The organism is Sandarakinorhabdus limnophila DSM 17366 (genome assembly GCF_945882885.1).
In the GTDB taxonomy this organism is placed as follows: domain Bacteria; phylum Pseudomonadota; class Alphaproteobacteria; order Sphingomonadales; family Sphingomonadaceae; genus Sandarakinorhabdus; species Sandarakinorhabdus limnophila_A.
In genome coordinates this window covers 1-24,961 of sequence record NZ_CAMCWT010000015.1, presented here as the reverse complement: position 1 = coordinate 24,961, position 24,961 = coordinate 1, and the positions used below count along the sequence as shown (strand labels likewise).

General features: G+C 62.9%; 36 protein-coding genes. 35 read left to right on the top strand and 1 reads right to left on the bottom strand.

Translation table 11 applies throughout. The features are described from left to right. Positions 1–29: 29 nt before the first annotated feature. The gene (locus Q7O19_RS05090) at positions 30–863 is read right to left on the bottom strand and encodes an enoyl-CoA hydratase/isomerase family protein (protein ID WP_303809071.1); all 834 of its coding nucleotides are present in this window, start codon (positions 861–863) and stop codon (positions 30–32) included. A gap of 192 nt (positions 864–1,055) precedes the next feature. Here Q7O19_RS05090 and Q7O19_RS05085 point away from each other — a divergent pair, with 192 nt between their 5' ends. From Q7O19_RS05085 to murJ, 35 genes are all read left to right on the top strand, one after another. After that, positions 1,056–2,555 (top strand): amidohydrolase family protein, encoded by a 1,500-nt coding sequence (locus Q7O19_RS05085; protein ID WP_303809070.1) that lies wholly within the window; start codon positions 1,056–1,058, stop codon positions 2,553–2,555. Continuing rightward, positions 2,555–3,838: an alanine racemase gene (gene alr, locus Q7O19_RS05080; protein ID WP_303809068.1), complete on the top strand. Its 1,284-nt coding sequence runs from the start codon at positions 2,555–2,557 to the stop codon at positions 3,836–3,838. The genes Q7O19_RS05085 and alr overlap by 1 nt, the downstream gene beginning before the upstream one ends. A gap of 224 nt (positions 3,839–4,062) precedes the next feature. Further along, positions 4,063–4,434, top strand: a complete 372-nt coding sequence (gene rpsL, locus Q7O19_RS05075; RefSeq protein WP_017666954.1) for a 30S ribosomal protein S12 — start codon at positions 4,063–4,065, stop codon at positions 4,432–4,434. 14 nt (positions 4,435–4,448) lie between these two features. Next, positions 4,449–4,919, top strand: coding sequence for a 30S ribosomal protein S7 (gene rpsG / locus Q7O19_RS05070; protein ID WP_022680037.1), 471 nt, complete (start codon positions 4,449–4,451; stop codon positions 4,917–4,919). Between the two features lie 71 nt (positions 4,920–4,990). Beyond that, complete coding sequence (gene fusA / locus Q7O19_RS05065) at positions 4,991–7,084, top strand: elongation factor G (RefSeq protein WP_303809066.1); 2,094 nt, start codon at positions 4,991–4,993, stop codon at positions 7,082–7,084. A 149-nt stretch (positions 7,085–7,233) separates the two neighbouring features. Then, positions 7,234–8,424, top strand: coding sequence for an elongation factor Tu (gene tuf, locus Q7O19_RS05060; protein WP_273433551.1), 1,191 nt, complete (start codon positions 7,234–7,236; stop codon positions 8,422–8,424). 213 nt (positions 8,425–8,637) lie between these two features. Then, the gene (gene rpsJ, locus Q7O19_RS05055; protein WP_017666958.1) at positions 8,638–8,952 is read left to right on the top strand and encodes a 30S ribosomal protein S10; all 315 of its coding nucleotides are present in this window, start codon (positions 8,638–8,640) and stop codon (positions 8,950–8,952) included. Positions 8,953–9,043: 91 nt separating this feature from the next. Next, positions 9,044–9,793, top strand: a complete 750-nt coding sequence (gene rplC, locus Q7O19_RS05050; RefSeq protein WP_303809064.1) for a 50S ribosomal protein L3 — start codon at positions 9,044–9,046, stop codon at positions 9,791–9,793. 2 nt (positions 9,794–9,795) lie between these two features. Then, a complete protein-coding gene (rplD, locus tag Q7O19_RS05045; protein ID WP_303809063.1) occupies positions 9,796–10,419 on the top strand; it encodes a 50S ribosomal protein L4 in 624 nt (207 codons plus the stop codon). After that, entirely contained in the window at positions 10,412–10,711 is a 300-nt protein-coding gene (locus tag Q7O19_RS05040; protein ID WP_303809061.1) for a 50S ribosomal protein L23, read from the top strand. The genes rplD and Q7O19_RS05040 overlap by 8 nt, the downstream gene beginning before the upstream one ends. An 11-nt stretch (positions 10,712–10,722) precedes the next feature. After that, a complete protein-coding gene (gene rplB / locus Q7O19_RS05035; RefSeq protein WP_022680032.1) occupies positions 10,723–11,565 on the top strand; it encodes a 50S ribosomal protein L2 in 843 nt (280 codons plus the stop codon). A 6-nt stretch (positions 11,566–11,571) separates the two neighbouring features. Beyond that, positions 11,572–11,847 carry a 30S ribosomal protein S19 gene (gene rpsS / locus Q7O19_RS05030; protein WP_303809058.1) on the top strand — a complete coding sequence of 92 codons (276 nt, stop codon included), beginning with the start codon at positions 11,572–11,574 and terminating at the stop codon, positions 11,845–11,847. Next, complete coding sequence (gene rplV, locus Q7O19_RS05025; RefSeq protein WP_303783563.1) at positions 11,847–12,233, top strand: 50S ribosomal protein L22; 387 nt, start codon at positions 11,847–11,849, stop codon at positions 12,231–12,233. The genes rpsS and rplV overlap by 1 nt, the downstream gene beginning before the upstream one ends. Continuing rightward, entirely contained in the window at positions 12,233–12,928 is a 696-nt protein-coding gene (gene rpsC / locus Q7O19_RS05020; RefSeq protein WP_022680029.1) for a 30S ribosomal protein S3, read from the top strand. Before rplV ends, rpsC begins: the two co-directional genes overlap by 1 nt. Positions 12,929–12,941: 13 nt before the next feature. Continuing rightward, positions 12,942–13,370 carry a 50S ribosomal protein L16 gene (gene rplP / locus Q7O19_RS05015; RefSeq protein WP_017666966.1) on the top strand — a complete coding sequence of 143 codons (429 nt, stop codon included), beginning with the start codon at positions 12,942–12,944 and terminating at the stop codon, positions 13,368–13,370. A 5-nt stretch (positions 13,371–13,375) separates the two neighbouring features. Next, complete coding sequence (rpmC, locus tag Q7O19_RS05010; RefSeq protein ID WP_022680027.1) at positions 13,376–13,591, top strand: 50S ribosomal protein L29; 216 nt, start codon at positions 13,376–13,378, stop codon at positions 13,589–13,591. A 3-nt stretch (positions 13,592–13,594) separates the two neighbouring features. After that, entirely contained in the window at positions 13,595–13,831 is a 237-nt protein-coding gene (gene rpsQ, locus Q7O19_RS05005) for a 30S ribosomal protein S17 (protein ID WP_017666968.1), read from the top strand. Between the two features lie 72 nt (positions 13,832–13,903). Next, the gene (rplN, locus tag Q7O19_RS05000; protein ID WP_017666969.1) at positions 13,904–14,272 is read left to right on the top strand and encodes a 50S ribosomal protein L14; all 369 of its coding nucleotides are present in this window, start codon (positions 13,904–13,906) and stop codon (positions 14,270–14,272) included. Next, on the top strand, positions 14,272–14,592 hold the full coding sequence (gene rplX / locus Q7O19_RS04995) for a 50S ribosomal protein L24 (protein ID WP_273433561.1): 321 nt from the start codon (positions 14,272–14,274) through the stop codon (positions 14,590–14,592). The genes rplN and rplX overlap by 1 nt, the downstream gene beginning before the upstream one ends. Beyond that, a complete protein-coding gene (gene rplE, locus Q7O19_RS04990; RefSeq protein WP_303809056.1) occupies positions 14,585–15,163 on the top strand; it encodes a 50S ribosomal protein L5 in 579 nt (192 codons plus the stop codon). Before rplX ends, rplE begins: the two co-directional genes overlap by 8 nt. A 3-nt stretch (positions 15,164–15,166) precedes the next feature. Then, on the top strand, positions 15,167–15,472 hold the full coding sequence (rpsN, locus tag Q7O19_RS04985) for a 30S ribosomal protein S14 (RefSeq protein ID WP_022680024.1): 306 nt from the start codon (positions 15,167–15,169) through the stop codon (positions 15,470–15,472). 10 nt (positions 15,473–15,482) lie between these two features. Then, positions 15,483–15,878 carry a 30S ribosomal protein S8 gene (rpsH, locus tag Q7O19_RS04980; protein ID WP_303779187.1) on the top strand — a complete coding sequence of 132 codons (396 nt, stop codon included), beginning with the start codon at positions 15,483–15,485 and terminating at the stop codon, positions 15,876–15,878. A gap of 2 nt (positions 15,879–15,880) precedes the next feature. Next, positions 15,881–16,414, top strand: coding sequence for a 50S ribosomal protein L6 (rplF, locus tag Q7O19_RS04975; RefSeq protein WP_303809055.1), 534 nt, complete (start codon positions 15,881–15,883; stop codon positions 16,412–16,414). After that, on the top strand, positions 16,411–16,764 hold the full coding sequence (gene rplR, locus Q7O19_RS04970; protein WP_303809053.1) for a 50S ribosomal protein L18: 354 nt from the start codon (positions 16,411–16,413) through the stop codon (positions 16,762–16,764). Before rplF ends, rplR begins: the two co-directional genes overlap by 4 nt. 1 nt (position 16,765) lies before the next feature. Beyond that, entirely contained in the window at positions 16,766–17,476 is a 711-nt protein-coding gene (gene rpsE / locus Q7O19_RS04965; RefSeq protein WP_303809051.1) for a 30S ribosomal protein S5, read from the top strand. 11 nt (positions 17,477–17,487) lie between these two features. Further along, entirely contained in the window at positions 17,488–17,670 is a 183-nt protein-coding gene (gene rpmD / locus Q7O19_RS04960) for a 50S ribosomal protein L30 (protein ID WP_026090625.1), read from the top strand. Between the two features lie 119 nt (positions 17,671–17,789). Continuing rightward, a complete protein-coding gene (gene rplO / locus Q7O19_RS04955) occupies positions 17,790–18,338 on the top strand; it encodes a 50S ribosomal protein L15 (RefSeq protein ID WP_303809085.1) in 549 nt (182 codons plus the stop codon). 109 nt (positions 18,339–18,447) lie between these two features. Beyond that, positions 18,448–19,800 (top strand): preprotein translocase subunit SecY, encoded by a 1,353-nt coding sequence (gene secY, locus Q7O19_RS04950; RefSeq protein ID WP_303809049.1) that lies wholly within the window; start codon positions 18,448–18,450, stop codon positions 19,798–19,800. Beyond that, entirely contained in the window at positions 19,797–20,444 is a 648-nt protein-coding gene (locus Q7O19_RS04945; protein ID WP_303809047.1) for an adenylate kinase, read from the top strand. Before secY ends, Q7O19_RS04945 begins: the two co-directional genes overlap by 4 nt. A gap of 165 nt (positions 20,445–20,609) precedes the next feature. Further along, complete coding sequence (gene rpsM / locus Q7O19_RS04940) at positions 20,610–20,978, top strand: 30S ribosomal protein S13 (protein ID WP_303809046.1); 369 nt, start codon at positions 20,610–20,612, stop codon at positions 20,976–20,978. A gap of 51 nt (positions 20,979–21,029) precedes the next feature. Next, entirely contained in the window at positions 21,030–21,419 is a 390-nt protein-coding gene (gene rpsK, locus Q7O19_RS04935; protein WP_273461778.1) for a 30S ribosomal protein S11, read from the top strand. A 122-nt stretch (positions 21,420–21,541) separates the two neighbouring features. Beyond that, on the top strand, positions 21,542–22,591 hold the full coding sequence (locus tag Q7O19_RS04930; RefSeq protein WP_303809044.1) for a DNA-directed RNA polymerase subunit alpha: 1,050 nt from the start codon (positions 21,542–21,544) through the stop codon (positions 22,589–22,591). A 117-nt stretch (positions 22,592–22,708) separates the two neighbouring features. Further along, positions 22,709–23,122 carry a 50S ribosomal protein L17 gene (gene rplQ / locus Q7O19_RS04925; protein WP_303809043.1) on the top strand — a complete coding sequence of 138 codons (414 nt, stop codon included), beginning with the start codon at positions 22,709–22,711 and terminating at the stop codon, positions 23,120–23,122. Between the two features lie 24 nt (positions 23,123–23,146). After that, positions 23,147–23,626 carry a protein-export chaperone SecB gene (gene secB / locus Q7O19_RS04920; protein WP_303809041.1) on the top strand — a complete coding sequence of 160 codons (480 nt, stop codon included), beginning with the start codon at positions 23,147–23,149 and terminating at the stop codon, positions 23,624–23,626. Between the two features lie 106 nt (positions 23,627–23,732). Next, on the top strand, positions 23,733–24,961 hold a 1,229-nt coding region (gene murJ / locus Q7O19_RS04915), incomplete at its 3' end, for a murein biosynthesis integral membrane protein MurJ (RefSeq protein WP_303809039.1).

Genomic DNA, 24,961 nt, shown 5'->3' with positions numbered 1-24,961 from the left:
CAGCGCAGCGGCGTCGGTTGCTGCTGCCGTTAGGGCCCGGCGACCGCTCCACTGATCTCGGCCACCCGCAGTTCGCCGTCCCGCGTCTGGCCGCCCAGTTCCAGGAAGCGGCGCATGGCGTGCCGGGCCGGATTGCTGAACAGCAGCGTCTGGAACAAGTCGGCTTCCTGCTGGCACCCCTCCGCCATCGGCAGCGTCGCGCTGTCCACCGACTGCTTGGCCAGGCGCACCGCGTCCGCCGGGAAGCTGGCGATGCGGCGGGCCAGCGCGTTCACATGCGCGTCGATCGCGTTGGCGGGCAGGGCGCGGTTGAGCCAGCCCCAACGTTCCGCTGTTTCGGCATCCACGTCGATGCCGCCCAGGATGATCTCCATGGCCCGTGCGCGGCCTACGAGGCGCGGCAGATTCTGGGTGCCGGTGCCGCCGGGCAAGATGCCGATGGGCACTTCCATCTGGTTGATGACGGTCTTGCCAAGGACGCCGAAGCGCATGTCGAAATTCATCGACAGTTCGGCGCCGCCGCCGCCGACGCGGCCTTCGATCTGCGCAATCGTTACCTTGTCCATGGTGCGGAACCGCTGGCACATGGCGTGATAGGCGTTGGCATTGTCGGTTGGCGGCGCCGGTGCATCAGCCATGGCGATCAGCGCGGCGACATCGAAATGGGCCAGAAAGAAATCCGGGTCCGCGCTTTTCAGCACGAACACCAGTGCCGCCGGATCGGCTTCCAGTTCTTCCGCCAGCCGCGCCAGTTCCCCGAACAGCGCCATGGTGATCAGGTTGATCGGCGGATTGTTGACTGTCGCCGTGACCAGCGGGCCATCGCGTTGCACATCGATGAGGGTGTAGCCGTCGTACGCCATGATCTGTCTCCCGAAGTGCCGGTGACCGGGATGTTAGGCCGTGAACGCAGGGAGTCCACCCTTCGTCATGGAGAGGACTGCTGGGCCCGAAATCGCTTGCGAGCCCGGTGTCGGCTTTGTAGCACTAGGGCAGGGGCAGCCATCTTGGCGCTGAACAGGTGCAACATGGGCAACAGGCGTTTGGCGCAAAAAATGATGCTGTTGCTGGGGGTCTGCCTGCACAGTCTTGCTGCGGCGTCCACCTTGATCACCGGGGCCAGCGTCCATGACGGGACGGGCGCGCCGGCCCAGCAGGTCGCCGTGCGCATCGACAAGGATCGCATTGTCGCGGTCGGCGCCTTGCAGCCGCTTGCCGGCGAGCAGGTGATCGACGCCAAGGGGCTGGTGCTGGCCCCCGGCTTCATCGACAGTCACAGCCACCATGATCGCACCGATTATGCCGAACGTGCCATGGAGCCGCTGCTGGCCCAGGGGGTGACGACGATTGTCGTTGGCCAGGATGGCGACGGCGATGCGCCGCTGGCCGAAGTCGCCGCCAAATTCGCCGCGCGGCCCGCCGCCATCAATGTCGCATCGTACACCGGCCACGGTTTCCTGCGCGATCGGGTGATGGGCGCAAACTACAAGCGCGTTGCCACTCCGGCCGAAGTGCAGGCCATGCAGGCGTTGCTTACGGCTGACCTGAAGGCCGGCTCGCTGGGGTTCTCGACCGGGCTTGAATATGATCCCGGCATCTATTCTGCCCGTGATGAAGTGCTGGCGCTGGCCGGCACCGCCAAGGCCGGCGGCGGCACCTACATGAGCCATATCCGATCCGAAGATGTCGCCTTCGACGACGCGATCGACGAGATCCTCGAGATCGGCGCCAAAACCGGCATCCCGGTGCAGATCTCCCACCTCAAGCTTGGCATTGTCGATCGATGGGGCCAGGCCAAGCAGGTGCTGGCCAAGCTTGACGCCGCCCGCGCCCGCGGCATCAAGGTGACGGCCGACGTTTACCCGTATGAATATTGGCAATCGACGCTGAGCGTGCTGTTTCCGAAGCGCGATTTCACTGATCTGGCCGCCAGCCGCTTTGCGCTCACCCATCTCACCACGCCGGCTGGCATGTTGATCGGCTTTTATGCGCCCGAACCATCGTATGTGGGCAAGACTATCGCCGACATTGCCGCGCTGCGCGGGGAGGAACCGGCAGTCACCTATCTGTGGCTGATCAACAATGCCCAGGCCTGGAAGGCCGCCCATCCGGAAGCGACGCGGGTGGAATCGGTTATCGGCACCGCGATGGCGCCGGCCGACATCGCCGATTTCCTGGCCTGGAAGCACAGCAACCTGTGTTCCGATGGCGGCATAGGCGGGCTGCACCCGCGCGGCTATGGCGCCTTTGGCCGCATGGTGCGCGTCCATGTACGCGAGACGGGCCGGCTCACCCTGGCTGAAGCCATCCACAAGATGACCGGGCTTTCCGCCGAGCATCTTGGCCTGAAAACCCGTGGGCTCATTCGCCCCGGCATGAAGGCCGATCTCGTACTGTTCGATCCAGACCGCTTTGCTGACAAGGCCACGGTGCAGTCGCCCAACGCGTTGGCGGTCGGCATGAGCAAGGTCATCATCGGCGGCGAGATCGTCTTTCAAGGCGGCAAGCCCACCGGCGCCTATCCGGGCCAGTTCCTGAAGCGCGGGCAGGATTGATGCACCGCCGGGCGTTCCTCTCCGGCGTGGCGGCGCTGGCTGCCACAAGTGCGACCGCAGCACCTGTGCTGAATGCCAAGAATTACGGCCTGACGCCGGCGAGGGCGGCCCGGCGCAACGGCTGGATCGAGGTGGATGCCGCCGCCTTCGAAACCAATATCGATAAGGTGCGCGGCCTCATCGGCAGCGCCAGCCTGTGCGCGGTGATGAAGGCGGACGCTTACGGCAATGGTATCGCCCTGTTGATCCCGTCGATCATTGCCAAACGCATCACCGATGTCGCCTTCACCGCCAATGACGAAGCGCGGGTGGCCCGCAAGCTCGGCTATCGCGGCCGCCTGATCCGCATCCGGGCGACCACGCCAGAGGAGATGGAGGACGCGTTCCCGCTCGGCGTCGAGGAACTGATCGGCAACCCGGAAGCCGCCACCCGCTTGCAGATGCTGTGGCGCAAGAGCCATCGCCGCCAGCGGCTGCCCGTCCACCTCGCGCTCAATGCCGGTGGCATGTCGCGCAATGGCGTCGAGCTTTCGACCGACTATGGCAAGGCCGATGTCCGCGCGCTGCTGGCGCTGGACGGGCTGAAGATCCGGGGCGTCATGACCCATTATCCCAGCGAGGAGGCGGGTGACATCCTGAGCCAGCTCGCCCGTTTCGAAGCAGACATGGCCTGGCTTGCGGCTGCCGGGCTGGCAACACCGGGCCTGGTGCGCCACAGCGCCAACAGCTTCACCACGCTGCAGCATCCCGAAACCCGGCTCGACATGGTGCGGGTTGGCGGGCTGCTCTATGGCGATCCCGGTTCGGTGAAGACCGATCGGTTCGTGCCAACCATGGCGATCAAGTCGCGGGTGGCGGCGGTCAATCACTATCCGGCTGGGCAGACGGTGAATTACGATCGCACCTGGCGGCTGGAGCGCGAATCCTGGCTGGCGAATATCCCGCTCGGCTATTCCGATGGTGTGCGGCGCAGCCTCAGCCGCAGCAACAGGCCTGAATTCCCCGCCGAAACCCGCAACCGCACCCAGGTGCTGATCGGTGGCCGGCGTTTCCCGGTGGTGGGCCGGGTGACGATGAACACGCTGATGGTTGATGTGACCGATGCCCGCGACACGGTGCGGCTGGGCGACGAGGTGGTATTGTTCGGCGCGCAGGGCCGGGAGCGCATCGCCCAGGCCGAACTTGAAGCCAATTCCCAGGCCTATGGCCCCGAATTGCTGGGCGTACTGGGCGCCGGCCTGCCACGCGTGCTCAAGCCCGGCATCGATCGGGCCGAGGCTTGAGGCCATCGCCACCCGTTGACCTGGGGGGGGCATTGCGGCTAAGTGCGCGCATCCCTGATCGGCGGCAACGCTGGGTGGGGGATACGACAGACGGCACCGTGTGCGAACGGCCTTCCGAACTCCGGGGGGCCTTTCGCACTTATGTGATGTGAATTCATCAACGGGGCAGGTCTGGAGTAGGCGTTTGGCCATGGTGGCCATTTGCCGAAGCGAGAAGAGAGACGATGCCAACGATCAACCAGTTGATCCGCAAGGGTCGCACGCCGCAAAAGGCGCGCAACAAGGTGCCGGCCATGGAGGCCAACCCGCAGAAGCGTGGTGTTTGCACCCGCGTTTATACCACCACCCCCAAGAAGCCGAACTCGGCGCTCCGCAAGGTGGCCAAGATCCGTCTGACCAATGGCTTTGAAGTCATCGGTTATATCCCGGGTGAAGGCCACAACCTGCAGGAACACTCGGTCGTGCTGATTCGCGGCGGCCGCGTGAAGGATCTTCCCGGCGTGCGCTATCACATCGTTCGCGGTGTGCTCGACACGCAGGGTGTGAAGAACCGGAAGCAGAGCCGTTCGAAGTACGGCGCGAAGCGTCCGAAGTAAGGGGGATATAGATCATGTCACGTCGTCGTCGCCCCGAAAAGCGCGTCATCCTGCCGGATCCCAAATTCGGCGATCAGGTGCTTTCCAAATTCATGAACCTCGTCATGCTGCAGGGCAAGAAGTCGGTCGCCGAATCAATCGTCTATTCCGCCCTGGAAGTGATCGAGACCAAGAGCCGCCGCGAACCGCTGGGCGTGTTCCACGATGCGCTCGCCAACGTGCGCCCGGGTATCGAAGTGCGCAGCCGCCGCGTCGGTGGTGCCACCTACCAGGTGCCGGTGGAAGTGCGTCCGGAACGTGGCCAGGCCCTGGCCATCCGCTGGATCATCTCGGCCGCCCGCAAGCGCGCTGAGCACACCATGGCGGCCCGCCTTTCAGCAGAGCTGATGGACGCCGCTGCCAACCGTGGTTCGGCCGTGAAGAAGCGTGAAGACACGCACCGGATGGCGGAAGCCAACCGCGCCTTCTCGCACTATCGCTGGTAAATCGTTTTGGCCGGCGCTGCGTGCAGTGCCGGCCACTAATCCTGTTCTTCTAAGCCCGAGGCCCTTTTCCCATGCCCCGCACTCACCCACTTGAGCGTTATCGCAACATCGGCATCATGGCCCACATTGACGCCGGCAAGACGACCACGACCGAGCGCATCCTGTATTACACCGGCAAGTCCTACAAGATTGGTGAAGTGCACGAAGGTACCGCCACCATGGACTGGATGGAGCAGGAGCAAGAGCGCGGCATCACCATCACCAGTGCGGCGACCACCTGCTTGTGGTCGGCTGATGAAGGTAATGGCCCCGAGCACCGCATCAACATCATCGACACCCCCGGGCACGTCGATTTCACCATCGAAGTGGAGCGCAGCTTGCGCGTGCTCGATGGTGCCGTGGCCTGCTTTGACGGCGTGGCCGGCGTTGAGCCCCAGTCCGAAACCGTGTGGCGCCAGGCCGACAAGTACAAAGTGCCGCGCATGTGCTTCGTCAACAAGCTCGATCGCACCGGTGCCAACTTCGATCGCTGCGTGCAGATGATCAAGGATCGCCTCGGCGCGCGTCCGGCGGTGCTGTATCTGCCGATTGGCCTTGAGAGCGATTTCATCGGTCTGGTCGATCTCGTGCAGAACCGCGCCATCGTATGGCTCGAAGAAAGCCTGGGCGCCAAGTTCGAATACAAGGCCATTCCGGCTGACATGGCGGAAGCCGCCGCTGTCGCCCGTTCCGAACTGATCGAAATGGCCGTCGAGCAGGACGACGCGCTGATGGAGGCCTATCTCGAAGGCACCGAGCCGACGACTGCCCAGCTCAAGGCGCTAATACGAAAGGGTACGCTGAACTTCGATTTCGTGCCGGTGCTGTGCGGTTCGGCGTTCAAGAACAAGGGCGTGCAGCCGCTGCTCGATGCCGTGGTCGATTATCTGCCGAGCCCGCTCGACATTCCCCCGATGCACGGCATCAACCTGAAGGATGAGGACGAAATCCGCGAAGCATCGGATGATGCGCCGTTCTCGGCATTGGCCTTCAAGATCATGACCGATCCGTTCGTTGGCACGCTGACCTTTGCCCGTATTTATTCGGGCAAGATGGAAGCCGCCTCCACCGTGCTCAACTCCGTCAAGGACAAGCGCGAAAAGATCGGCCGCATGCTGCTGATGCACGCCAACAACCGTGAAGACATCAAGGAAGCCTTTGCCGGCGACATCATCGCGCTGGTTGGCCTGAAGGATGTGACCACGGGTGACACGCTTTGTGCGCCGCTGAAGCCGATCATCCTGGAGCGCATGGAATTCCCCGAGCCCGTGATCGAAGTGGCCGTGGAACCCAAGACGAAGGCCGACCAAGAAAAGATGGGCATCGCCCTCAACCGCCTGGCGCAGGAAGATCCGTCTTTCCGCGTGTCGTCGGACAATGAAAGCGGCCAGACCATCATCAAGGGCATGGGCGAACTTCACCTGGAAATCCTGGTGGATCGCATGCGCCGCGAATTCAAGGTGGAAGCCAACGTCGGTGCGCCGCAGGTGGCCTATCGCGAGTCGCTGGCCCGCAAGGTGGACGTGGATTACACCCACAAGAAACAGTCCGGCGGTTCCGGCCAGTTCGGGCGGATCAAGTTCACTGTCGAACCGGGCGAGCGCGGTTCGGGCGTTATCTTCAAGGATGAGGTCAAGGGCGGCAACGTGCCCAAGGAATATATCCCGGCCGTCGAAAAGGGTATCCGCGAAGTTGCTTCGTCGGGCCACCTGATCGGCTTCCCGCTGATCGACTTCACCGCCACGCTGTATGACGGCGCTTATCACGACGTCGATTCCTCGGCCCTGGCGTTTGAAATCACCGGGCGTGGCGGCATGCGTGAAGCCGCCGACAAGGCCGGCATCAAGATCCTCGAGCCGATCATGAAGGTCGAGGTGGTGACCCCGGAAGATTATCTGGGTGACGTGATCGGCGACTTGAACAGCCGTCGTGGCCAGATCCAGGGCACCGATACCCGCGGCAATGCGCAGGTGATTGATGCCATGGTGCCGCTGGCCAACATGTTCGGGTACGTGAACAATCTGCGCTCGATGTCGCAGGGTCGTGCCCAGTACTCCATGCAGTTCAGCCACTACGACGAAGTGCCGTCGAACGTGGCTGAGGAAATCAAGCTCAAGCTGGCTTGATTTTTCGCGAAAGCCGGCTAGTCAGCGCGCCTCTGGGCACGATGATTCGGCCGGTTCTCCGCTGACACCACCGCCAGGGCGGTTCCGTTGTGGACCCGCCATAATCGTTGAACGCCTCACACGTTGAGCAAGGAAGAAGGTTCAAGGCCATGGCCAAAGCAAAATTCGAGCGGAACAAGCCGCACTGCAACATCGGGACCATCGGTCACGTCGACCATGGCAAGACCTCGCTGACCGCCGCGATCACCAAGATCCTGGCCGAAACCGGTGGCGCCACCTTCACGTCGTACGACAACATCGACAAGGCCCCGGAAGAGCGTGAGCGCGGCATCACCATCTCGACCGCCCACGTCGAGTATGAAACCGTCAACCGCCACTATGCCCACGTCGATTGCCCCGGCCACGCCGATTATGTGAAGAACATGATCACCGGTGCCGCGCAGATGGACGGCGCGATCCTGGTCGTGTCCGCCACCGATGGCCCGATGCCGCAGACCAAGGAGCACATCCTGCTCGCCAAGCAGGTCGGCGTGCCGTCGATGGTCGTGTTCATGAACAAGTGCGATCTGGTCGACGACGAGGAAATCCTCGAGCTGGTCGAAATGGAAATCCGCGAAGAGCTGTCCAAGCGCGATTTCGATGGCGACAACATTCCGATCGTCCGTGGTTCGGCCGTCTGCGCGCTGAACGGCACCAACGACAAGCTGGGCCGTGAAGCCATCCTCGCGCTCATGGCCGCTGTCGACAGCTACATCCCGCAGCCGGAGCGTCCGCTGGACAAGCCGTTCCTGATGCCGATCGAAGACGTGTTCTCGATTTCGGGTCGCGGCACCGTGGTGACCGGCCGCGTTGAAACCGGCATCGTCAAGGTTGGCGAAGAAATCGAAATCGTCGGCATCCACGACACCCGCAAGTCCGTGTGCACTGGCGTCGAAATGTTCCGCAAGCTGCTCGATCAGGGCCAGGCTGGCGACAACATCGGCGCCCTGCTGCGCGGCGTTGGCCGTGAAGACGTGGAACGTGGCCAGGTGCTCTGCAAGCCCGGCTCGATCAAGCCGCACACCGAGTTCACAGCCGAAGTCTACGTGCTGTCGAAGGACGAAGGCGGCCGTCACACGCCGTTCTTCGCCAACTACCGCCCGCAGTTCTACTTCCGCACCACCGACGTCACCGGCACCGTTGAACTGCCGGCTGGCACCGAAATGGTGATGCCGGGCGACAACGTGCAGCTGACCGTCAAGCTGATCGCTCCGATCGCCATGGATCCGGGTCTGCGCTTCGCCATTCGCGAAGGCGGCCGTACGGTTGGCGCCGGCGTGGTTGCAACCGTCATCAAGTGAGTGTAAAGGCCCTTTTCCCTAGGGAAGCGGCCTTGATTCGTTAGCGCGTGGAAACACAGCGCGGATGAGAAAAGCCGGGCCCCGCGGCTTGAAACCCAGGGGCAGTTATTCTGAAGCGGCCGGTGCAACCCCGACCTCACATCCAGTGATGAGCTGGCGGGGATGTGTCGGTCCGCTTTTTTTGAATGAACGCTGTTTGACAAGATTGGTGCCATGGACGCTCAGAACATCCGCATTCGCCTGAAGGCTTTTGACCATCGTGTGCTCGACCTGGCCACCGGTGAGATCGCCGACACCGCCAAGCGGACTGGTGCGGCCATCCGTGGTCCGATTCCGCTGCCGACGCGCTTCGAGAAGTTCACCGTGAACCGCTCGCCGCACGTCGACAAGAAGAGCCGTGAACAGTTCGAAGTGCGCACCTACAAGCGCCTCCTCGACATTGTTGATCCGACCCCGCAGACGGTGGACGCGCTTATGAAGCTCGATCTGGCCGCAGGCGTGGACGTGGAAATCAAACTCGGCAAGTAACCGTCCCGACCAAATACGCGGAGCGAATTTGGAAGGGTCACGCCCCTCCGCCGGGAACACCGGATGGGGCCTCTGATGAAAGGAGCAGATCATGCGCACAGGCGTGATCGCGAAGAAAATGGGGATGACGCGGATTTTCCGCGACGACGGCCGGCATGTTCCGGTCACCGTTCTTGCCCTCGAGAACAACCAGGTCATCGCGGTGAAGACCGACGAGACCGATGGCTACACCGCTGTCCAGCTTGGCGCTGGCGCGAAGAAAGCCAAGAACACCACAAAGCCGGAACGCGGCCATTTCGGCAAAGCCGAAGTGGAGCCCAAGGCCAAGGTGGCGGAGTTCCGCGTGGCAGCAGATGCTGTGCTGGAACCCGGCGCCACCATTTCCGCAGATCATTTCATCCCGGGCCAGATGGTTGATGTCACCGGCATCACCCAGGGCAAGGGCTTTGCCGGCGTCATGAAGCGCTGGAACTTCGGCGGTCTGCGCGCCACCCACGGCGTCTCGGTCTCGCACCGCTCACACGGTTCGACTGGCCAGCGCCAGGATCCGGGCAAGGTGTTCAAGGGCAAGAAGATGGCCGGGCACATGGGCGCCAAGCAGCGCACCCAGCAGAATCTTGAAATCGTGTCGACCGATGTCGAGCGCGGTCTGATCTTCGTGATGGGCTCAGTGCCCGGCTCGAAGGGCGGCTGGCTGCTCATCAAGGACGCCGTCAAGGTCGCCCGTTACGCTGACGCCCCGTACCCGGCCGCTCTCAAGGTGGCTGCCAACACTAACGTCGTGACTGCGGATGTGGTTGATGCCGCACCGGCCGTTGCTGACGAAACCACGGAGGCCTGATCATGAAGATTCAGGTGAAGACCCTGACCGCGGCTGATGCCGGCGAGCTGGAACTGTCGGACGCCGTGTTCGGCAAGGAACCGCGCCTCGACATCCTGCACCGCGTTGTGACCTGGCAGCTGGAAAAGCGTCGCGGCACCGCCCGCAAGGCGCGTGAACGCAGCGAAGTCGCCCGCACCGGCAAGAAGCTGGGCAACCAGAAGGGCGGCGGTCGTGCCCGTCACGGCAACCGCGCTGCGCCGCAATTCATCGGCGGTGGCAAGGCCCACGGTCCGCGCGTGCGTGATTTCGATCCGTCGCTGAACAAGAAGATCCGCCGTCTCGGCCTGGCCACCGCGCTCAGCGTGAAGGCCCAGGAAGGCAAGCTGATCGTGGTGGAAGACCTGAACCTTGGCGAAGCCAAGACCAAGGCGTTCCTGGCTTCGATGGGCGCGCTTGGCATCACGTCCGGCCTGTTCATTGATGGCGCTGCGGTTGATGTGGGTTTTGCCCGCGCTTCGGCTAACGTGCCCCACATCGTCGTGCTGCCGGCCATCGGCGCCAACGTCTATGACATTCTCAAGCACGACACGCTGGTTCTGACCCGCGCTGCCGTTTCGGCTCTGGAGGCCCGGGTCAATGGCTAACATCGACATCAAGCATTACGACGTGGTCGTGAAGCCGGTGATCACCGAAAAGTCGACCCTGGTGTCTGAGTACAACCAGGTCGTCTTTCAGGTCGCCAAGGACAGCACCAAGCCGCAGATCAAGGCTGCCATCGAAGCGCTGTACGGCGTGAAGGTGCTGGCCGTGAACACCATGGTGGCCAAGGGCAAGACCAAGCGCTGGCGTGGCGAGGAATATCGCCGGTCTGATGTGAAGAAGGCCGTGGTGACGGTTGCCGATGGCGATCGCATCGACGTGACCACCAGCATCTGAGGGCAGGGACAATGGCACTCAAGAAATTCAATCCGACCAGCCCCGGCCAGCGCGGCCTGGTGCTGATCGATCGTTCGTCCCTGCACAAGGGTCGCCCGGTCAAGATGCTCACCGAAGGTCTGAAGAAGACCGGCGGCCGCAACAACAAGGGCCACGCCACCGCGCGCGGCATTGGTGGCGGTCACAAACGCCTGTATCGCATCGTCGATTTCAAGCGCCGCATGTGGGACGTCGCTGCGACCGTCGAACGCATCGAGTATGACCCCAATCGGTCGGCATTCATCGCTCTGGTGAAGTATGCCGACAAGGACGGCACCGTTGCCTACATCATCGCGCCGCAGCGCCTGAACGTTGGTGACAGCGTGATCGCCGGCAAGAAGGTCGACGTGAAGCCGGGCAATGCGATGGAAATCGGCCAGATGCCGGTTGGCACCATTGTCCACAACGTCGAGCTGAAGCCCGGCAAGGGTGGCCAAATGGCCCGCGCCGCCGGCACCTTCGTGCAGGTTGTCGGCCGCGACAAGGGCATGGTGATGGTTCGCCTGAACTCGGGCGAGCAGCGTTACGTCCGTGCCGAGTGCATGGCCACCGTTGGTGCCGTGTCCAACCCGGACAACAGCAACCAGAACCTGGGCAAGGCCGGCCGCAACCGCTGGCTCGGCTATCGTCCGCTCACCCGCGGCGTCGCCAAGAACCCGGTCGATCACCCGCACGGCGGTGGTGAAGGCCGCACCTCGGGCGGTCGTCACCCGGTGACCCCATGGGGCAAGCCGACCAAGGGTGCCAAGACCCGTTCGAACAAGGCGACGGATCACATGATCATCCGTTCGCGCCACGCCAAGAAGAAGAGGTAAGCGCGCATGAGCCGCTCCGTCTGGAAGGGTCCCTTTGTGGATCTCTCGCTGCTGAAGAAGGTCGAAGCCGCACAGGGCTCCGGTGCGCGTGCGCCGATCAAGACCTGGTCGCGCCGTTCCACCATCCTGCCGCAGTTCGTTGGTCTCACCTTCAGCGTTTATAATGGCAAGAAGCACATCCCGGTCATGGTCAATGAGGACATGGTCGGCATGAAGCTGGGTGAATTCGCGCCGACGCGCTTCTTCCCCGGCCACGCCGCCGACAAGAAGGGCAAGCGCTGATGTCCAAGCCCAAATCCCCCCGCAAGGTTGGCGACCGTGAGGCGCTGGCTATTGCCACCACCATCCGCGGCTCGGCTTACAAGCTGAACCTGGTTGCTGGCCTGATCCGTGGCCGCAAGGCGTCGGACGCGCTCAACATCCTGCTGTTCAGCCGCAAGGCGATGGCCGTGGATGTCCGCAAGGTTCTCGCCTCTGCCGTGGCCAACGCCGAAAACAACCACAACCTGGATGTTGACGCGCTGGTCGTGAAGGAAGCCAGCGTTGGCAAGGCGATCACCATGAAGCGCTTCACGCCGCGTGCGCGTGGTCGTGCCTCCGCCATCACCAAGCCGTTCAGCCGCCTGCGCGTTGTCGTGCGCGAAGCCGATGAAGAGGGAGCAAACTAATGGGTCACAAGACGTCCCCCATCGGTCTGCGCCTGCAGATCAACCGTACCTGGGACAGCCGCTGGTTCGCCAAGGGCGACGAGTATGGCAACCTGCTGCTGGAAGATCTTCGCATCCGCGAGTTCATCATCAAGCACCATGGCCAGGCCGCCATCTCCAAGGTGGTGATCGAGCGTCCGGCCAAGCTCTGCCGCGTGTCCATCTTTGCTGCACGCCCCGGCGTGATCATCGGCAAGAAGGGCGCGGACATCGAGAAGCTGCGCAAGCAGATCGCCCAGATGACCCGCAGCGACGTGAGCCTGAACATCGTTGAAATCCGCAAGCCGGAAATCGATGCCAAGCTGGTGGCCGCCGGTGTGTGCGATCAGCTTGAGCGCCGCATCGCGTTCCGTCGCGCCATGAAGCGTGCCGTGCAATCGGCGCTGCGTCTGGGTGCTGAAGGCATCAAGATCACTTGTTCCGGCCGTTTGGGAGGCGCTGAAATTGCCCGCACCGAATGGTATCGCGAAGGCCGTGTGCCGTTGCACACTCTGCGCGGCAACGTCGATTACGCCGAACATCAGGCCCACACTGCTTATGGCGTGTGTGGCGTGAAGGTCTGGATCTTCAAGGGTGAAATTCTTGGCCACGACCCGATGGCCCAGGATCGCCTGATGATGGAAGCCCAGACCTCTGGCGTCCGTCCGGCGCGCTGAGGAGTAGAAAGAAATGCTGTCACCTAAGCGCACCAAGTTCCGCAAGGCGTTCAAGGGCCGTATCCATGGCGATGCCAAGGGTGGTTCGGCGCTGAACTTCGGCGCCTTTGGCCTCAAGGCCATGGAACCGGAGCGGATCACCGCCCGCCAGATTGAAGCGGCCCGCCGCGCGATCTCGCGTCACATGAAGCGTCAGGGCCGTTTGTGGATCCGGATTTTCCCCGATCTGCCGGTGTCGTCCAAGCCTGCCGAAGTCCGCATGGGCTCGGGCAAGGGTTCGCCGGAATATTGGGTGGCCCGCGTCAAGCCCGGCCGCATCATGTTCGAACTTGATGGCGTGCCCTACGACGTGGCCGCCGGCGCTTTCGAACGTGCCGCTGCCAAGCTGCCGATCAAGACCAAGATGGTGGTCCGCCTCGGCGAACCGACCACACAGGACTGAGACCCATGGCCGACAAGATTTTCGCTGATCTGAAGGTTGCGACCGACGATCAACTCGCCAACCAGCTTTCCGAGCTTAAGCGCGAGCAGTTCAACCTGCGGTTCCAGGCGGCCACCGGCCAGCTGGAAAAGCCGGGCCGGGTGCGCGTCGTGCGCCGCACCATTGCTCGCATCAAGACGCTGCAATCGGCCCGCAAGGCCGTCCAGCAGCTGGGAGCATAAGACATGCCGAAGCGCGTATTGCAGGGCACCGTGGTGTCCGACAAGGGCGACAAGACGGTGGTCGTGCTGGTGGAGCGCAAGGTCGCTCACCCGGTCTACGGCAAGATCATCCGTCGCTCGAAGAAGTATCACGCCCATGACGAGGGCAATGTGATCAAGGCTGGCGACACGGTGCGCATCGAAGAGTGCGCCCCATTGTCCAAGCTGAAAACGTGGAAAGTGCTCGAAAAGGTCGGCTGAGCCGGCGTTTTGAGTGGTTATTGAAGCCGTCTGCCGGTCGGAATCGGCAGACATAATGGAAGGATCGAACGCATGATCCAGATGCAGACGAACCTCGACGTGGCGGACAACAGTGGCGCCAAGCGGGTGATGTGCATCAAGGTCCTGGGCGGCTCCAAGCGCCGGTTTGCCGGCGTCGGCGACATCATCGTGGTGTCGGTGAAGGAAGCGCAGCCCAAGGGCAAGGTGAAGAAGGGTGATGTGCACCGCGCTGTTGTGGTGCGCACCGCCAAGGATATCCGTCGTCCCGACGGCTCGGTGATCCGTTTCGACAGCAATGCTGCCGTGCTGATCAACAAGAATGAAGAGCCGATCGGTACCCGTATCTTCGGGCCAGTGGTGCGTGAACTGCGCGCCACGGGTCACATGAAGATCATCAGCCTTGCCCCCGAGGTGCTGTAATGAGCGCTGCGAAGATCAAGAAGGGTGACACCGTGATCGTCCTGTCCGGCAAGGACAAGGGCAAGGAAGGCACCGTGACCCGCAACCTGCCGCGTGACGGCAAGGTCGTGGTGGCCGGTGTGAATCTGATCACCCGTCACAACAAGCCGAACCAGTCCAACCCAGAAGGTGGCATCGAGCGCGTTGAAGCGCCGATGGCGGTTTCGAAGGTGGCGCTGAAAGATCCGACCACTGGCCAGCCAACCCGCGTCGGTTTTGCTGTGGTGGATGGCAAAAAGGTGCGCGTCGCCAAGAAGTCGGGAGCCGTGATCAATGGCTGAGAAGCTCAACCCCCGCATGCAGGTTCTGTATGCTGAAACGATCCGCCCGAAGATGGTGGAAATGTTCGACTACAAGAACATGATGGAAGTGCCGAAGATCGACAAGATCGTGCTCAACATGGGCGTCGGTGATGCGACTCAGGACAAGAAGAAGGTCGATCAGGCTGCCGGTGAAATGGCCTTGATCGCTGGCCAGAAGCCGGTGATCTGCAAGGCCAAGAAGTCGGTCGCGCAGTTCAAACTGCGTGAAGGCATGCCGATCGGCTGCAAGGTCACGTTGCGCCGCGAGCGCATGTATGAATTCCTTGACCGCTTCGTCACGATCGCGCTGCCGCGCGTTCGTGATTTCCGCGGCCTGTCGGCCAAGTCCTTTGATGGTCGCGGCAATTATGCCTGCGGTATCAAGGAACAGCTGATCTTCCCGGAAATCAACTATGACCGGGTCGATCAGATCCGCGGCATGGACATCATCGTGGCCACCACGGCCAAGACCGACGAAGAAGCCCGCGCGCTCCTGGCGCTGTTCGGCTTCCCATTCGTTGGCTACACCCTCGAACAGAAGGCGGCCTGAACCATGGCGAAGCTTTCGATGATCAACAAGAACGAGCGCCGCAAGGCGCTGGTGGTGAAGTACGCCGGCAAATATGCCGTGCTCAAGGCGATCGCCAACGATGAAAGCCGTTCCGATGAGGAGCGTCTGATGGCCCGCCTGAAGATGGCCGAGCTGCCGCGCAATGCGAACCCGACCCGGGTGCGCAACCGCTGCGAGCTGACCGGCCGTCCGCGTGCCTATTACCGCAAGTTCAAGCTTTCGCGCATCATGCTGCGGGAACTGGCCAACAAGGGCCTGATCCCCGGCGTGACCAAGTCGAGCTGGTAAGGATAGCCCGATGTCAATGTCTGACCCCTTGGGCGATATGCTCACCCGGATCCGGAACGGCCAACAGGCCCGCAAGGATTCGATCGTCACCCCCGCTTCCAGGCTGCGCGCCCGTGTGCTGGATGTTCTGCAGCGCGAAGGCTATATCCGGGGCTACGTCCCGGTGCTTGATGGCGCCCACCAGAACCTGCGGATCGACCTGAAGTATTTCGAAGGTCGTCCCGCCATCCAGCACCTTGCCCGCGTGTCCAAGCCCGGCCGCCGCGTTTACAGCGGCTCCACCGAGCTGCCGCGCGTTCGCAACGGCCTGGGTATCACCATTGTTTCGACGCCTCAGGGTGTTCTTTCCGACGCGGAAGCGCGCGAAAAGAATGTCGGCGGCGAAATCCTCTGCCAGGTGTTCTGACCATGTCGCGCATCGGTAAAAAAGCAGTTGCCATTCCGGCCGGCGTCACCGCCGCCATCAATGACCGCATTCTTGTGGTCAAAGGGCCCAAGGGTGAACTGTCCATGCCGCTGGTGGACGACATCAGCTACACCATCGAAGGTGCCGAGATCGCGGTTCTCCCCGCGTCTGACACCAAGCGGGCCCGCTCGTTCTGGGGCATGCAGCGCACGTTGGTCAGCAATCTCATCACCGGCGTGTCCGATGGCTTCACCAAAGTGCTTCTGATCACCGGCGTGGGCTATCGTGCCTCGGTGCAGGGCGCCAACCTGAAGCTGCAGCTCGGCTACAGCCACGACGTGGATTTTGCCATCCCCGACGGTATCACCATCAAGACGCCTGATCCGACGACGGTGGAAATCACTGGTTCCGACAAGCAGCGCGTTGGCCAGGTGGCCGCCGAGATCCGCCGCTGGCGCAAGCCCGAGCCTTACAAGGGCAAGGGCATCAAGTACCGCGGCGAAGTCATCTTCCGGAAGGAAGGGAAGAAGAAATGAGCAGGCTTACCCATTTCGACCAGCGTCGTCGCCGCGTGCGTACGGCCATCGCCCGCAACAGCGGCGGTCGCCCGCGCCTGTCGGTGCATCGTTCGTCGCAGCATATCTATGCGCAGATCATCGACGACACCAATGGTGTCACGCTGGCGGCCGCCTCTACCTTGGAGAAGGACGTGCGTGCGACCACCGGTGCCACCACCGGTGCCGCTGCTGCCGTTGGCAAGCGCCTGGCCGAGCGGGCCAAGGCGGCCGGTGTTTCGGCTGTTGTGTTCGACCGTGGCGGTTTTCTCTTCCATGGCCGCGTGAAGGCGCTGGCCGAGGGAGCCCGCGAAGGCGGGTTGGAGTTCTGAGATGAGTGATGAAATCGAAGTGACCGGCGCCGCTGCGCCGGAAGCCGACGCCCGCGGGCCTGGTCGTGGTCGTGGTCGTGGTGGCCCCGGTGGTGATCGCCGTGGTGGCCCCGGCGGCAACCGTCGTGACGGTGACCGCAACAAGCGTGGACGTGACAACAGCGGCGAACCCGCTGGCGAAGAGCTGATCGAAAAGCTCGTCCACATCAACCGCGTCTCCAAGACCGTGAAGGGCGGCAAGCGCTTCGGCTTTGCTGCGCTGGTCGTGGTGGGTGATGGCAAGGGTCGCGTCGGCTTCGGCCACGGCAAGGCCCGCGAAGTGCCGGAAGCCATCGCCAAGGCCACTGCCGCCGCCAAGAAGGCGATGGTGCGTGTGCCGCTGCGCGATGGCCGCACCTTGCACCATGATGGCTACGGCCATTTCGGCGCCGGCAAGGTCTATGTGCGTTCCGCCACGCAGGGTACCGGCATCATTGCCGGTGGTCCGATGCGCGCCGTGTTCGAATCGCTGGGCGTTGCCGACGTGGTCACCAAATCGGTGGGCACCAACAACCCCTACAACATGATCCGTGCCACCTTCGCAGCCCTGGTTGGCCAGGTCAGCCCGAAGAGCGTCGCCCAGCGTCGCGGCAAGAAGGTTGTGGATCTGCTGTCGCGCCGCGGTGACACTTCTGCCAAGCTGGCTGAAGCCGACGCCGAAGCGGTGGCCTGAGGAGAGGCATGATGGCCAAAGTCAAAGTCACCCAGATCGGTTCGCCGATCCGCCGCACGCCGATCCAGGAAAAGAACCTGATTGGCCTCGGCCTCAACAAGATGAACCGCAGCCGCGAGCATGTCGATACACCGGAAATCCGGGGCATGATCAAGAAGGTGGCGCATCTTCTCAAGGTTGAAGAGGTCGCCTGACCCCTCTTCCCGGCTCCGGCCGGGAGCCAGAACAAGCGCCGGGCACCGCAGGTTCACCCTGGGGTGCCCAGCCGTTTAAAGACCAACATCCAGCGCGTAAGCGAAAGCGAGTGCAACTCATGACCACCAAGCTCAACGACCTTCACGACAATCCCGGTGCCCGCAAGAAGCGCGTGCGCGTCGGTCGCGGCATCGGCTCCGGTGTCGGCAAGACCGGCGGTCGCGGCCAGAAGGGCCAGACCAGCCGTTCGGGCGTGTCGATCAACGGCTTCGAAGGCGGCCAGATGCCGCTGCACATGCGCATCCCGAAGCGCGGCTTCAACAACATCTTCCGCAAGGATTATGCCGTGCTGAACCTCGGCACGCTGCAGGCCGCCATCGACGCCGACAAGCTGGACGCCAAGACGCTGATCGACGCCGATGTGCTGGTTGCCGCCAAGGTGCTGACCACGGCGCGTGATGGCGTGCGCCTGCTCGGCGTGGGTGCGCTCACCGCCAAGGTGTCGCTCAAGCTCGCCGGTGCCTCGGCCTCGGCCAAGGCGGCGGTGGAAGCCGCTGGCGGCTCGGTCGAACTGCCGGCCCCGGCCCCGGCGCCGCTGACCAAGGACGAGCAGAAGGCCGCCCGCGCTGTTGCCCGTGCCGCCAAGGCCGTCAAGGCCGCCAAGTAAAGAATCAACCGGGTCAAACGACCCCATGGCAATTGCGCCGCGTGTCGCCTACATGGGACGGACATGCGGCGCTTTGCCGTTTCAGACACGCTTGATCAGGTAGGGTTTCATGGCGTCTGCCGCCGAACAAATGGCCGCGAACCTGTCGTTCGCCAACTTCTCAAAGGCCACCGAGCTGAAGAGCCGAATCTGGTTCACGCTCGGCGCGCTGGTGGTGTTCCGTCTTATCTCGTTCGTGCCGCTGCCCGGCATCGATCCGCTGGCGCTGTCCAGCCTGTTCGAGCAGACTCGCGGCGGCGTGCTGGATTTCTTCAACATGTTCTCCGGCGGTGCGCTGGAGCGCATGAGCCTGATCGCGCTGGGCGTCACCCCTTATATCACCGCTTCGATCGTGGTGCAGCTGCTCACCAGCCTCGTTCCCAGCTTCATGGCGCTGAAGAAGGAAGGCGAGGCCGGCCGCAAGACGCTGAACCAGTACACGCGCTATGGCACCGTGTTACTCACCATCGTTCAGGGCTATGGCATCGCCGTTGGCCTCGAAGGCTGGGGCGCCGGCCAGGGCGTGTCTGCCGTGATCGATCCGGGTTGGTTCTTCCGCATTTCCACGGTGATCTCGCTGCTGGGCGGCACTATGTTCCTGATGTGGCTGGGTGAACAGATCACCAGCCGTGGCATCGGCAACGGCATTTCGCTGATCATCATGGCCGGCATCGTGGCGCAGCTGCCTTCGGCGCTGGGCACCCTGTTCGAACAGGGCCGCACTGGCGCGCTGTCGGCGGGGTTCGTGCTGCTGGTGGCCGTGGTGGCGCTGGGCACCATCGCCTTCATCTGCCTGATGGAACGCGCGCAGCGCAAGATCCTGATCCAGTATCCCAAGCGCCAGATGGGCAGTCGCATGTTCCAGGGCGATAGCAGCTTCCTGCCGCTGAAGATCAATACCGCGGGCGTGATCCCGCCGATCTTTGCCAGCTCGCTGCTGCTGATGCCGCTAACTGTGGCGCAGTTCTTCAGCCAGCAGGGCACCATGCCGGAATGGATGACGACGGTGACGACCGCGCTGCAGCACGGCGCACCGCTCTACATGTTCCTCTATGCCGCCGGCATCATCTTCTTCAGCTTCTTCTACACCGCCGTGGTGTTCAACCCGGACGAGACGGCCGAGAATCTGAAGAAGTACGGCGGTTTCGTGCCCGGCATCCGCCCCGGCACGCGCACGTCGGAATATCTCGATTTCGTGCTTACCCGCCTGACGGTGATTGGTGCGGCGTACCTCACGCTGATCTGTCTGTTGCCGGAATTCCTGATCAGCGAGCTGAAGGTACCCTTCTACTTTGGGGGGACTAGCCTTCTGATCGTCGTCAATGTCACAATGGACACGGTTGCGCAGATCCAGAGCCATCTGTTGGCGCATCAGTACGAGGGACTCATCAAGAAGTCCAAACTTGGGGGGAATCGTCGTTGAATCTCATCCTGCTGGGCCCGCCGGGAGCGGGCAAGGGCACCCAGGCCAGCCGCCTCGTGAAGGAACGCGGCATGGTCCAACTTTCCACAGGCGACATGCTTCGCGCCGCTGTCGCGGCCAGCACGCCGGTGGGCCTTGCGGCCAAGGCGGTGATGGAATCCGGCGGTCTTGTTTCTGACGAGATCGTGTCGGGCATCCTGTCCGAAAGGCTGGACCAGCCCGATGCCCGCGCCGGCTTCATCCTGGATGGCTATCCGCGCACCGATGTGCAGGCGGATTCGCTCGATGCCATGCTGGCCGAAAAGGGCCTGGCGCTGGATCATGTGATCGAACTGGTGGTGGATGAAGACGCGCTGGTCGATCGCATCACCGGCCGGTTCACCTGCGGCAGCTGCGGCGAAGGCTATCATGACCGCTACAAGCAGCCAAAGGTTGCCGACACGTGTGATGTGTGTGGCGCCAGCAACTTCAAGCGCCGCGCCGATGACAATGCCGATACCGTGCGCCAGCGCATGATGGAATATCGCGCCAAGACCGCGCCGATCATTCCGCATTATGAAGGCCGTGGTATTGTTGCGCGTGTGGACGGGATGGCCGATATGGATGCAGTCGCCGCCTCCATCGACAAGACTGTCGATGCCTGAGGGCGCTGCCCTGTCAGTAGCTTGACTTTTCGGCGACTCACGTATATCAGCATTTGTTCCGTTTGATCGGATTTAGGAACCGGCTGTCCGTTGGGCGGCCGGCATATTGCTTTGAGATGGCGACATCTGCCCAGGGTCGCCGTGGAGCATGAAAGGAAATCGACTGTGGCACGTATTGCGGGTGTGAACATCCCGACCAACAAGCGCGTTGAGATTGCGCTCACCTACATCCACGGCATCGGTCGCACCACTGCGACCCGTCTGGCGAATGAACTCGGCTTCCCGCGGGAACGCCGCGTGCAGGAACTGTCCGACGCCGAGATCCTGTTGATCCGTGAAAAGATCGATCGTGAACTCACCGTGGAAGGTGATCTTCGTCGCCAGAACGCGATGAACATCAAGCGCCTGATGGACCTGGCCTGCTATCGCGGCCTGCGTCACCGCAAGGGCCTGCCGGTCCGCGGCCAGCGCACCCACACCAACGCCCGCACCCGCAAGGGCAAGGCCAAGCCGATCGCCGGCAAGAAGAAGTAAGCGCGTTCGCGCCGCTCATCATCTTCTTCTCATCAGGCAAGGATTAATCAAATGGCTCGCGAAGTTGCTCGCATCAAGCGCAGGGAGCGCAAGAACATCACCAGCGGTGTTGCCCATGTCAACGCCAGCTTCAACAACACCATGATCACCATCACCGACGCGCAGGGCAATGCGATTGCCTGGTCGTCGGCTGGCACCTGTGGTTTCAAGGGCAGCCGCAAATCAACGCCGTTCGCGGCGCAGATGGCTGCCGAAGACGCCGGCAAGAAGGCCGCCGAACATGGTGTGCGCACGCTCGAAGTCGAAGTGCGTGGCCCGGGTTCGGGCCGTGAATCGGCGCTGCGTGCCCTGCAGGCCGTGGGTTTCGTCATCACCGCAATCCGCGATGTGACGCCGATCCCGCACAACGGCGTGCGCCCCCCCAAGCGCCGCCGCGTCTGACCGTTTGCCTGGCGCCGGGCTCCGTTGCGGCGCCCAGCGTTTCCTATCCAGGGGCCAACGGGACCGGCGGGTGACGATCCGCTTCTCCCGAGACCCCCACACTCCAGACCAAGGTGAACCCCGTGGCAGTCATCGCCAAGAACTGGACCGAACTCAAGAAGCCCAACCGCCTGGAGCAGCGCCCCGGCGGTGACGCCAAGCAGAAGGCGGCCTTTGTCGCTGAACCCCTGGAGCGTGGCTTTGGCCTGACGCTGGGCAATGCCCTGCGCCGGGTGCTGCTGTCGTCGCTGCAGGGTGCGGCTGTCACTGCCATCAAGATCGATGGCGTGCTGCACGAATTCTCCAGCCTAGCTGGCGTGCGTGAAGACGTGACCGACATCGTGCTGAACATCAAGCAGGTGGCGATCCGCATGGCTGGTGATACCGCCAAGCGCGTCTATCTGAACGCCACCGGCCCCGGGCCGGTCGCTGCTGGCCAGATCGCAGTTTCCGGCGACATGGAAGTGATGAACAAGGATCTGGTGATCTGCACGCTGGACGAGGGCGCGACGCTGAACATGGAACTGACGGTGGAAACCGGCAAGGGCTATGTGCCGGCCAGCGCCAACCGCCCGGCCGATGCGCCGATCGGCCTGGTGCCGGTTGATGCGCTCTACTCGCCGGTGCGCCAGGTCAGCTACAAGGTCGATCCGACCCGCGTTGGCCAGGAACTGGACTATGACAAGCTGACGATCTCGGTGGAAACCGATGGCAGCCTGTCGCCGGAAGACGCGCTCGCCTATGGCGCCAAGATCCTGCAGGACCAGCTCCAGCTGTTTGTGAACTTCGAAGACGCCACTGCGGCGGCTCCGGTTGCCAGCACCACCGCCACCAGCGTTGTGGAACTGGACGACAGTGCCAGCATCAACCGTTACTTGCTCAAGAAGGTGGACGAGCTGGAACTGTCGGTGCGTTCGGCCAACTGCCTGAAGAACGACAACATCATCTACATCGGTGATCTGGTGCAGAAGACGGAGAGCGAAATGCTTCGCACCCCGAACTTCGGCCGCAAGTCGCTGAATGAGATCAAGGAAGTGCTGTCCCAGATGGGTCTGCGCCTTGGTATGGAAATTGCCGGGTGGCCGCCGGAAAACATCGAAGAGATGGCCAAGAAGCTCGAACAGGAATTTTGATCTTTGGCCGCTCGGCGGCTTGCGGCCAAAATCATGTCACGGGGTATCTGGCTGACCCCAACATCAGCCTGGTCCGGGGTACCTGAGACGGCCCCTGAACGAACGGAGTAAGACATCATGCGCCACGGCGTTGCCCACCGCAAACTCGGCCGCACCAGCAGCCATCGCATCGCGATGCTGCACAACATGGCCGCCGCCCTGATCAAGCACGAGCAGATCAAGACCACCTTGCCCAAGGCCAAGGAACTGCGCCCCTACGTCGAAAAGCTGGTGACGCTGGCCAAGACCGGCGGCCTGTCCAACCGCCGCCTCGCCGACGCCCGCCTGGGTGACGACACCCAGCTCATCAAGCTGTTCGAAACTTTGGCCGCCCGCTATGCCGACCGCCAGGGTGGTTACACCCGCGTCGTCAAGGCCGGCTTCCGTCGCTCCGATGCCACCGCGATGGCGATTATTGAGTTCGTTGATCGCGACGTGGATGCCAAGGGCAAGGATTCGGGCCCGGTCGAAACCTTCGGTGACGACGAATAAGCCTTAACCGGAAGGATCGCCATCATGGCCGATGAAATCGATCTGGGCGCCAATCCCGAAAATGGCTTTGGCGATGAGCCGATGCCGCAGGTGGCGATCATTACCCAGTATGTGAAGGATCTCTCGTTCGAGAATCCGAACGCGCCGGGCAGCCTGCAGGTGCAGAGCCAGCCGCGTATCGACGTCAATGTGGGTGTCAACGCCCGCAAAGCCGCCGATGACGTGTACGAAGTCGAACTGAAGATCAGCGCCAAGGCTGAAGTTGATGCCGGCGCTGCCTTCATGGTCGAGCTGCTCTATGCCGGCCTGTTTGGCCTCAAGAATGTGCCGGAAGAAGCCATCGAGCCTTTCTGCATCATCGAAGGCCCGCGGATCCTGTTCCCGTTCGCCCGTCGCATTATCGCGGACGCCGTGCGCGACGGCGGCTTCCCGCCGCTGATGCTCGATCCGATCGATTTCAGCGCGCTGTATATGTCCCAGCAGGGCCAGGTCGGCAACGCGTAAGCCAACATCACAATCACAACGAAACGGGCGGCCCTCGGGTCGCCCGTTTTCGTTTGAGGCACTGTCGCCTTGCACTTTCCGGGGCATTGCCTAATCCGGTGGCGCAATGAATCTCGTCCGTGCCACCGCCACCATCGGCAGCCTCACGCTCCTGTCCCGCATCGGTGGCTTTGCCCGCGATGTGCTGCAGGCATCGTTGATGGGTGCCGGCATGGCCGCCGATGCCTTTCTGATCGCCCAGCGCCTGCCCAATCTGTTCCGCGCGCTGTTTGCCGAGGGCGCTTTTGCTTCGGCCTTCGTGCCGATGTTCAATCGCCAGGTTGGCGCTGATGGTGGCCAGATCGATGGTGCGCAGCGCTTTGCCGAGGATGTGCTGGCAGTGTTGCTGCCGATCCTGCTGCTGTTCACGGTTGTGATGGTGGCGGGCGCGGTGCCAGTGGTGTGGGCGCTCACCGGCGGTTTCCCGGATGCGGCGCCCACGAAAGTCGCGCTCACCGTTGATTTCACCCGGCTCACCTTCCCTTATCTGATGCTGATCAGCCTGACTTCGCTGCTCGGTGGCTTGCTCAACTCGGTCGGGCGGTTCGCGGCCAATGCCGCCGCACCCATCCTGCTCAACATCGTGCTGATTTCGGGCCTGTTGTGGTCGGGCAGCGGCGATGATGTGGCCGCCGCACGCGTGCAGGCGGTGTGCGTGACGCTGGGCGGCATTGCGCAACTGGTCTGGCTGTTGTGGTGGTGTGCCCGCGCCGGGATCAATCTCAAGTTGCGCATGCCCCGCCTCACGCCGCAGGTGAGGACACTGTTGAAGCTGATCGTCCCGGCTGCCTTTGGTGCCGGCGCGGTGCAGATCAATCTGCTCATCTCCACGGCGTTGGCCGCGCGCTTCCTGGGCGATGGCGCGGTCAGCTGGCTCTATTTCGCCGATCGCCTCAACCAGTTGCCGCTTGGCATCATTGGCATCGGCGTTGGTACCGCACTGTTGCCCACCATGTCGGGCCTGATCGGCGCCGATGATGTGCCTGGTGCAATTTCGCAGCAGAACCGCGCCATGGAACTGGTGCTGATCCTCACCCTGCCGGCCGCCGCTGGCCTGGTGGTGGCGGCCCAGCCCATCGTGGCGCTGCTGTTCCAGCACGGCGAGTTCACCGCGGCCGACAGTCTGGCCACGGCCGCAGCGCTGTCGGGTTTTGCCTTGGGACTTCCCGCTTACGTGCTGATCAAGGTGCTCACCCCCGGCTTCCACGCCCGCAGTGATACCACCACGCCGGTGCGCGTGGCCATTGCGGCGATGCTGGTCAATCTGGTGGCCAATCTGGCGCTGGTGTGGCCGCT

Coding starts and splice junctions, on each gene's coding strand:
- rplN (WP_017666969.1), top strand. CDS start 13,904: ATGATCCAGATGCAGACGAACCTCGACGTGGCGGACAACAGTGGCGCC.
- tuf (WP_273433551.1), top strand. CDS start 7,234: ATGGCCAAAGCAAAATTCGAGCGGAACAAGCCGCACTGCAACATCGGG.
- rpsL (WP_017666954.1), top strand. CDS start 4,063: ATGCCAACGATCAACCAGTTGATCCGCAAGGGTCGCACGCCGCAAAAG.
- alr (WP_303809068.1), top strand. CDS start 2,555: ATGCACCGCCGGGCGTTCCTCTCCGGCGTGGCGGCGCTGGCTGCCACA.
- fusA (WP_303809066.1), top strand. CDS start 4,991: ATGCCCCGCACTCACCCACTTGAGCGTTATCGCAACATCGGCATCATG.
- rpsQ (WP_017666968.1), top strand. CDS start 13,595: ATGCCGAAGCGCGTATTGCAGGGCACCGTGGTGTCCGACAAGGGCGAC.
- rpmD (WP_026090625.1), top strand. CDS start 17,488: ATGGCCAAAGTCAAAGTCACCCAGATCGGTTCGCCGATCCGCCGCACG.
- rplF (WP_303809055.1), top strand. CDS start 15,881: ATGTCGCGCATCGGTAAAAAAGCAGTTGCCATTCCGGCCGGCGTCACC.
- rpsN (WP_022680024.1), top strand. CDS start 15,167: ATGGCGAAGCTTTCGATGATCAACAAGAACGAGCGCCGCAAGGCGCTG.
- rplC (WP_303809064.1), top strand. CDS start 9,044: ATGCGCACAGGCGTGATCGCGAAGAAAATGGGGATGACGCGGATTTTC.
- rpsC (WP_022680029.1), top strand. CDS start 12,233: ATGGGTCACAAGACGTCCCCCATCGGTCTGCGCCTGCAGATCAACCGT.
- rplD (WP_303809063.1), top strand. CDS start 9,796: ATGAAGATTCAGGTGAAGACCCTGACCGCGGCTGATGCCGGCGAGCTG.
- rpsH (WP_303779187.1), top strand. CDS start 15,483: ATGTCAATGTCTGACCCCTTGGGCGATATGCTCACCCGGATCCGGAAC.
- secB (WP_303809041.1), top strand. CDS start 23,147: ATGGCCGATGAAATCGATCTGGGCGCCAATCCCGAAAATGGCTTTGGC.
- rplQ (WP_303809043.1), top strand. CDS start 22,709: ATGCGCCACGGCGTTGCCCACCGCAAACTCGGCCGCACCAGCAGCCAT.
- rplB (WP_022680032.1), top strand. CDS start 10,723: ATGGCACTCAAGAAATTCAATCCGACCAGCCCCGGCCAGCGCGGCCTG.
- rpmC (WP_022680027.1), top strand. CDS start 13,376: ATGGCCGACAAGATTTTCGCTGATCTGAAGGTTGCGACCGACGATCAA.
- rpsJ (WP_017666958.1), top strand. CDS start 8,638: ATGGACGCTCAGAACATCCGCATTCGCCTGAAGGCTTTTGACCATCGT.
- rplR (WP_303809053.1), top strand. CDS start 16,411: ATGAGCAGGCTTACCCATTTCGACCAGCGTCGTCGCCGCGTGCGTACG.
- secY (WP_303809049.1), top strand. CDS start 18,448: ATGGCGTCTGCCGCCGAACAAATGGCCGCGAACCTGTCGTTCGCCAAC.
- rplV (WP_303783563.1), top strand. CDS start 11,847: ATGTCCAAGCCCAAATCCCCCCGCAAGGTTGGCGACCGTGAGGCGCTG.
- Q7O19_RS05085 (WP_303809070.1), top strand. CDS start 1,056: ATGATGCTGTTGCTGGGGGTCTGCCTGCACAGTCTTGCTGCGGCGTCC.
- rplO (WP_303809085.1), top strand. CDS start 17,790: ATGACCACCAAGCTCAACGACCTTCACGACAATCCCGGTGCCCGCAAG.
- rpsE (WP_303809051.1), top strand. CDS start 16,766: ATGAGTGATGAAATCGAAGTGACCGGCGCCGCTGCGCCGGAAGCCGAC.
- rplP (WP_017666966.1), top strand. CDS start 12,942: ATGCTGTCACCTAAGCGCACCAAGTTCCGCAAGGCGTTCAAGGGCCGT.
- Q7O19_RS05040 (WP_303809061.1), top strand. CDS start 10,412: ATGGCTAACATCGACATCAAGCATTACGACGTGGTCGTGAAGCCGGTG.
- rplX (WP_273433561.1), top strand. CDS start 14,272: ATGAGCGCTGCGAAGATCAAGAAGGGTGACACCGTGATCGTCCTGTCC.
- rpsK (WP_273461778.1), top strand. CDS start 21,030: ATGGCTCGCGAAGTTGCTCGCATCAAGCGCAGGGAGCGCAAGAACATC.
- rplE (WP_303809056.1), top strand. CDS start 14,585: ATGGCTGAGAAGCTCAACCCCCGCATGCAGGTTCTGTATGCTGAAACG.
- rpsG (WP_022680037.1), top strand. CDS start 4,449: ATGTCACGTCGTCGTCGCCCCGAAAAGCGCGTCATCCTGCCGGATCCC.
- rpsS (WP_303809058.1), top strand. CDS start 11,572: ATGAGCCGCTCCGTCTGGAAGGGTCCCTTTGTGGATCTCTCGCTGCTG.
- Q7O19_RS05090 (WP_303809071.1), bottom strand. CDS start 863: ATGGCGTACGACGGCTACACCCTCATCGATGTGCAACGCGATGGCCCG.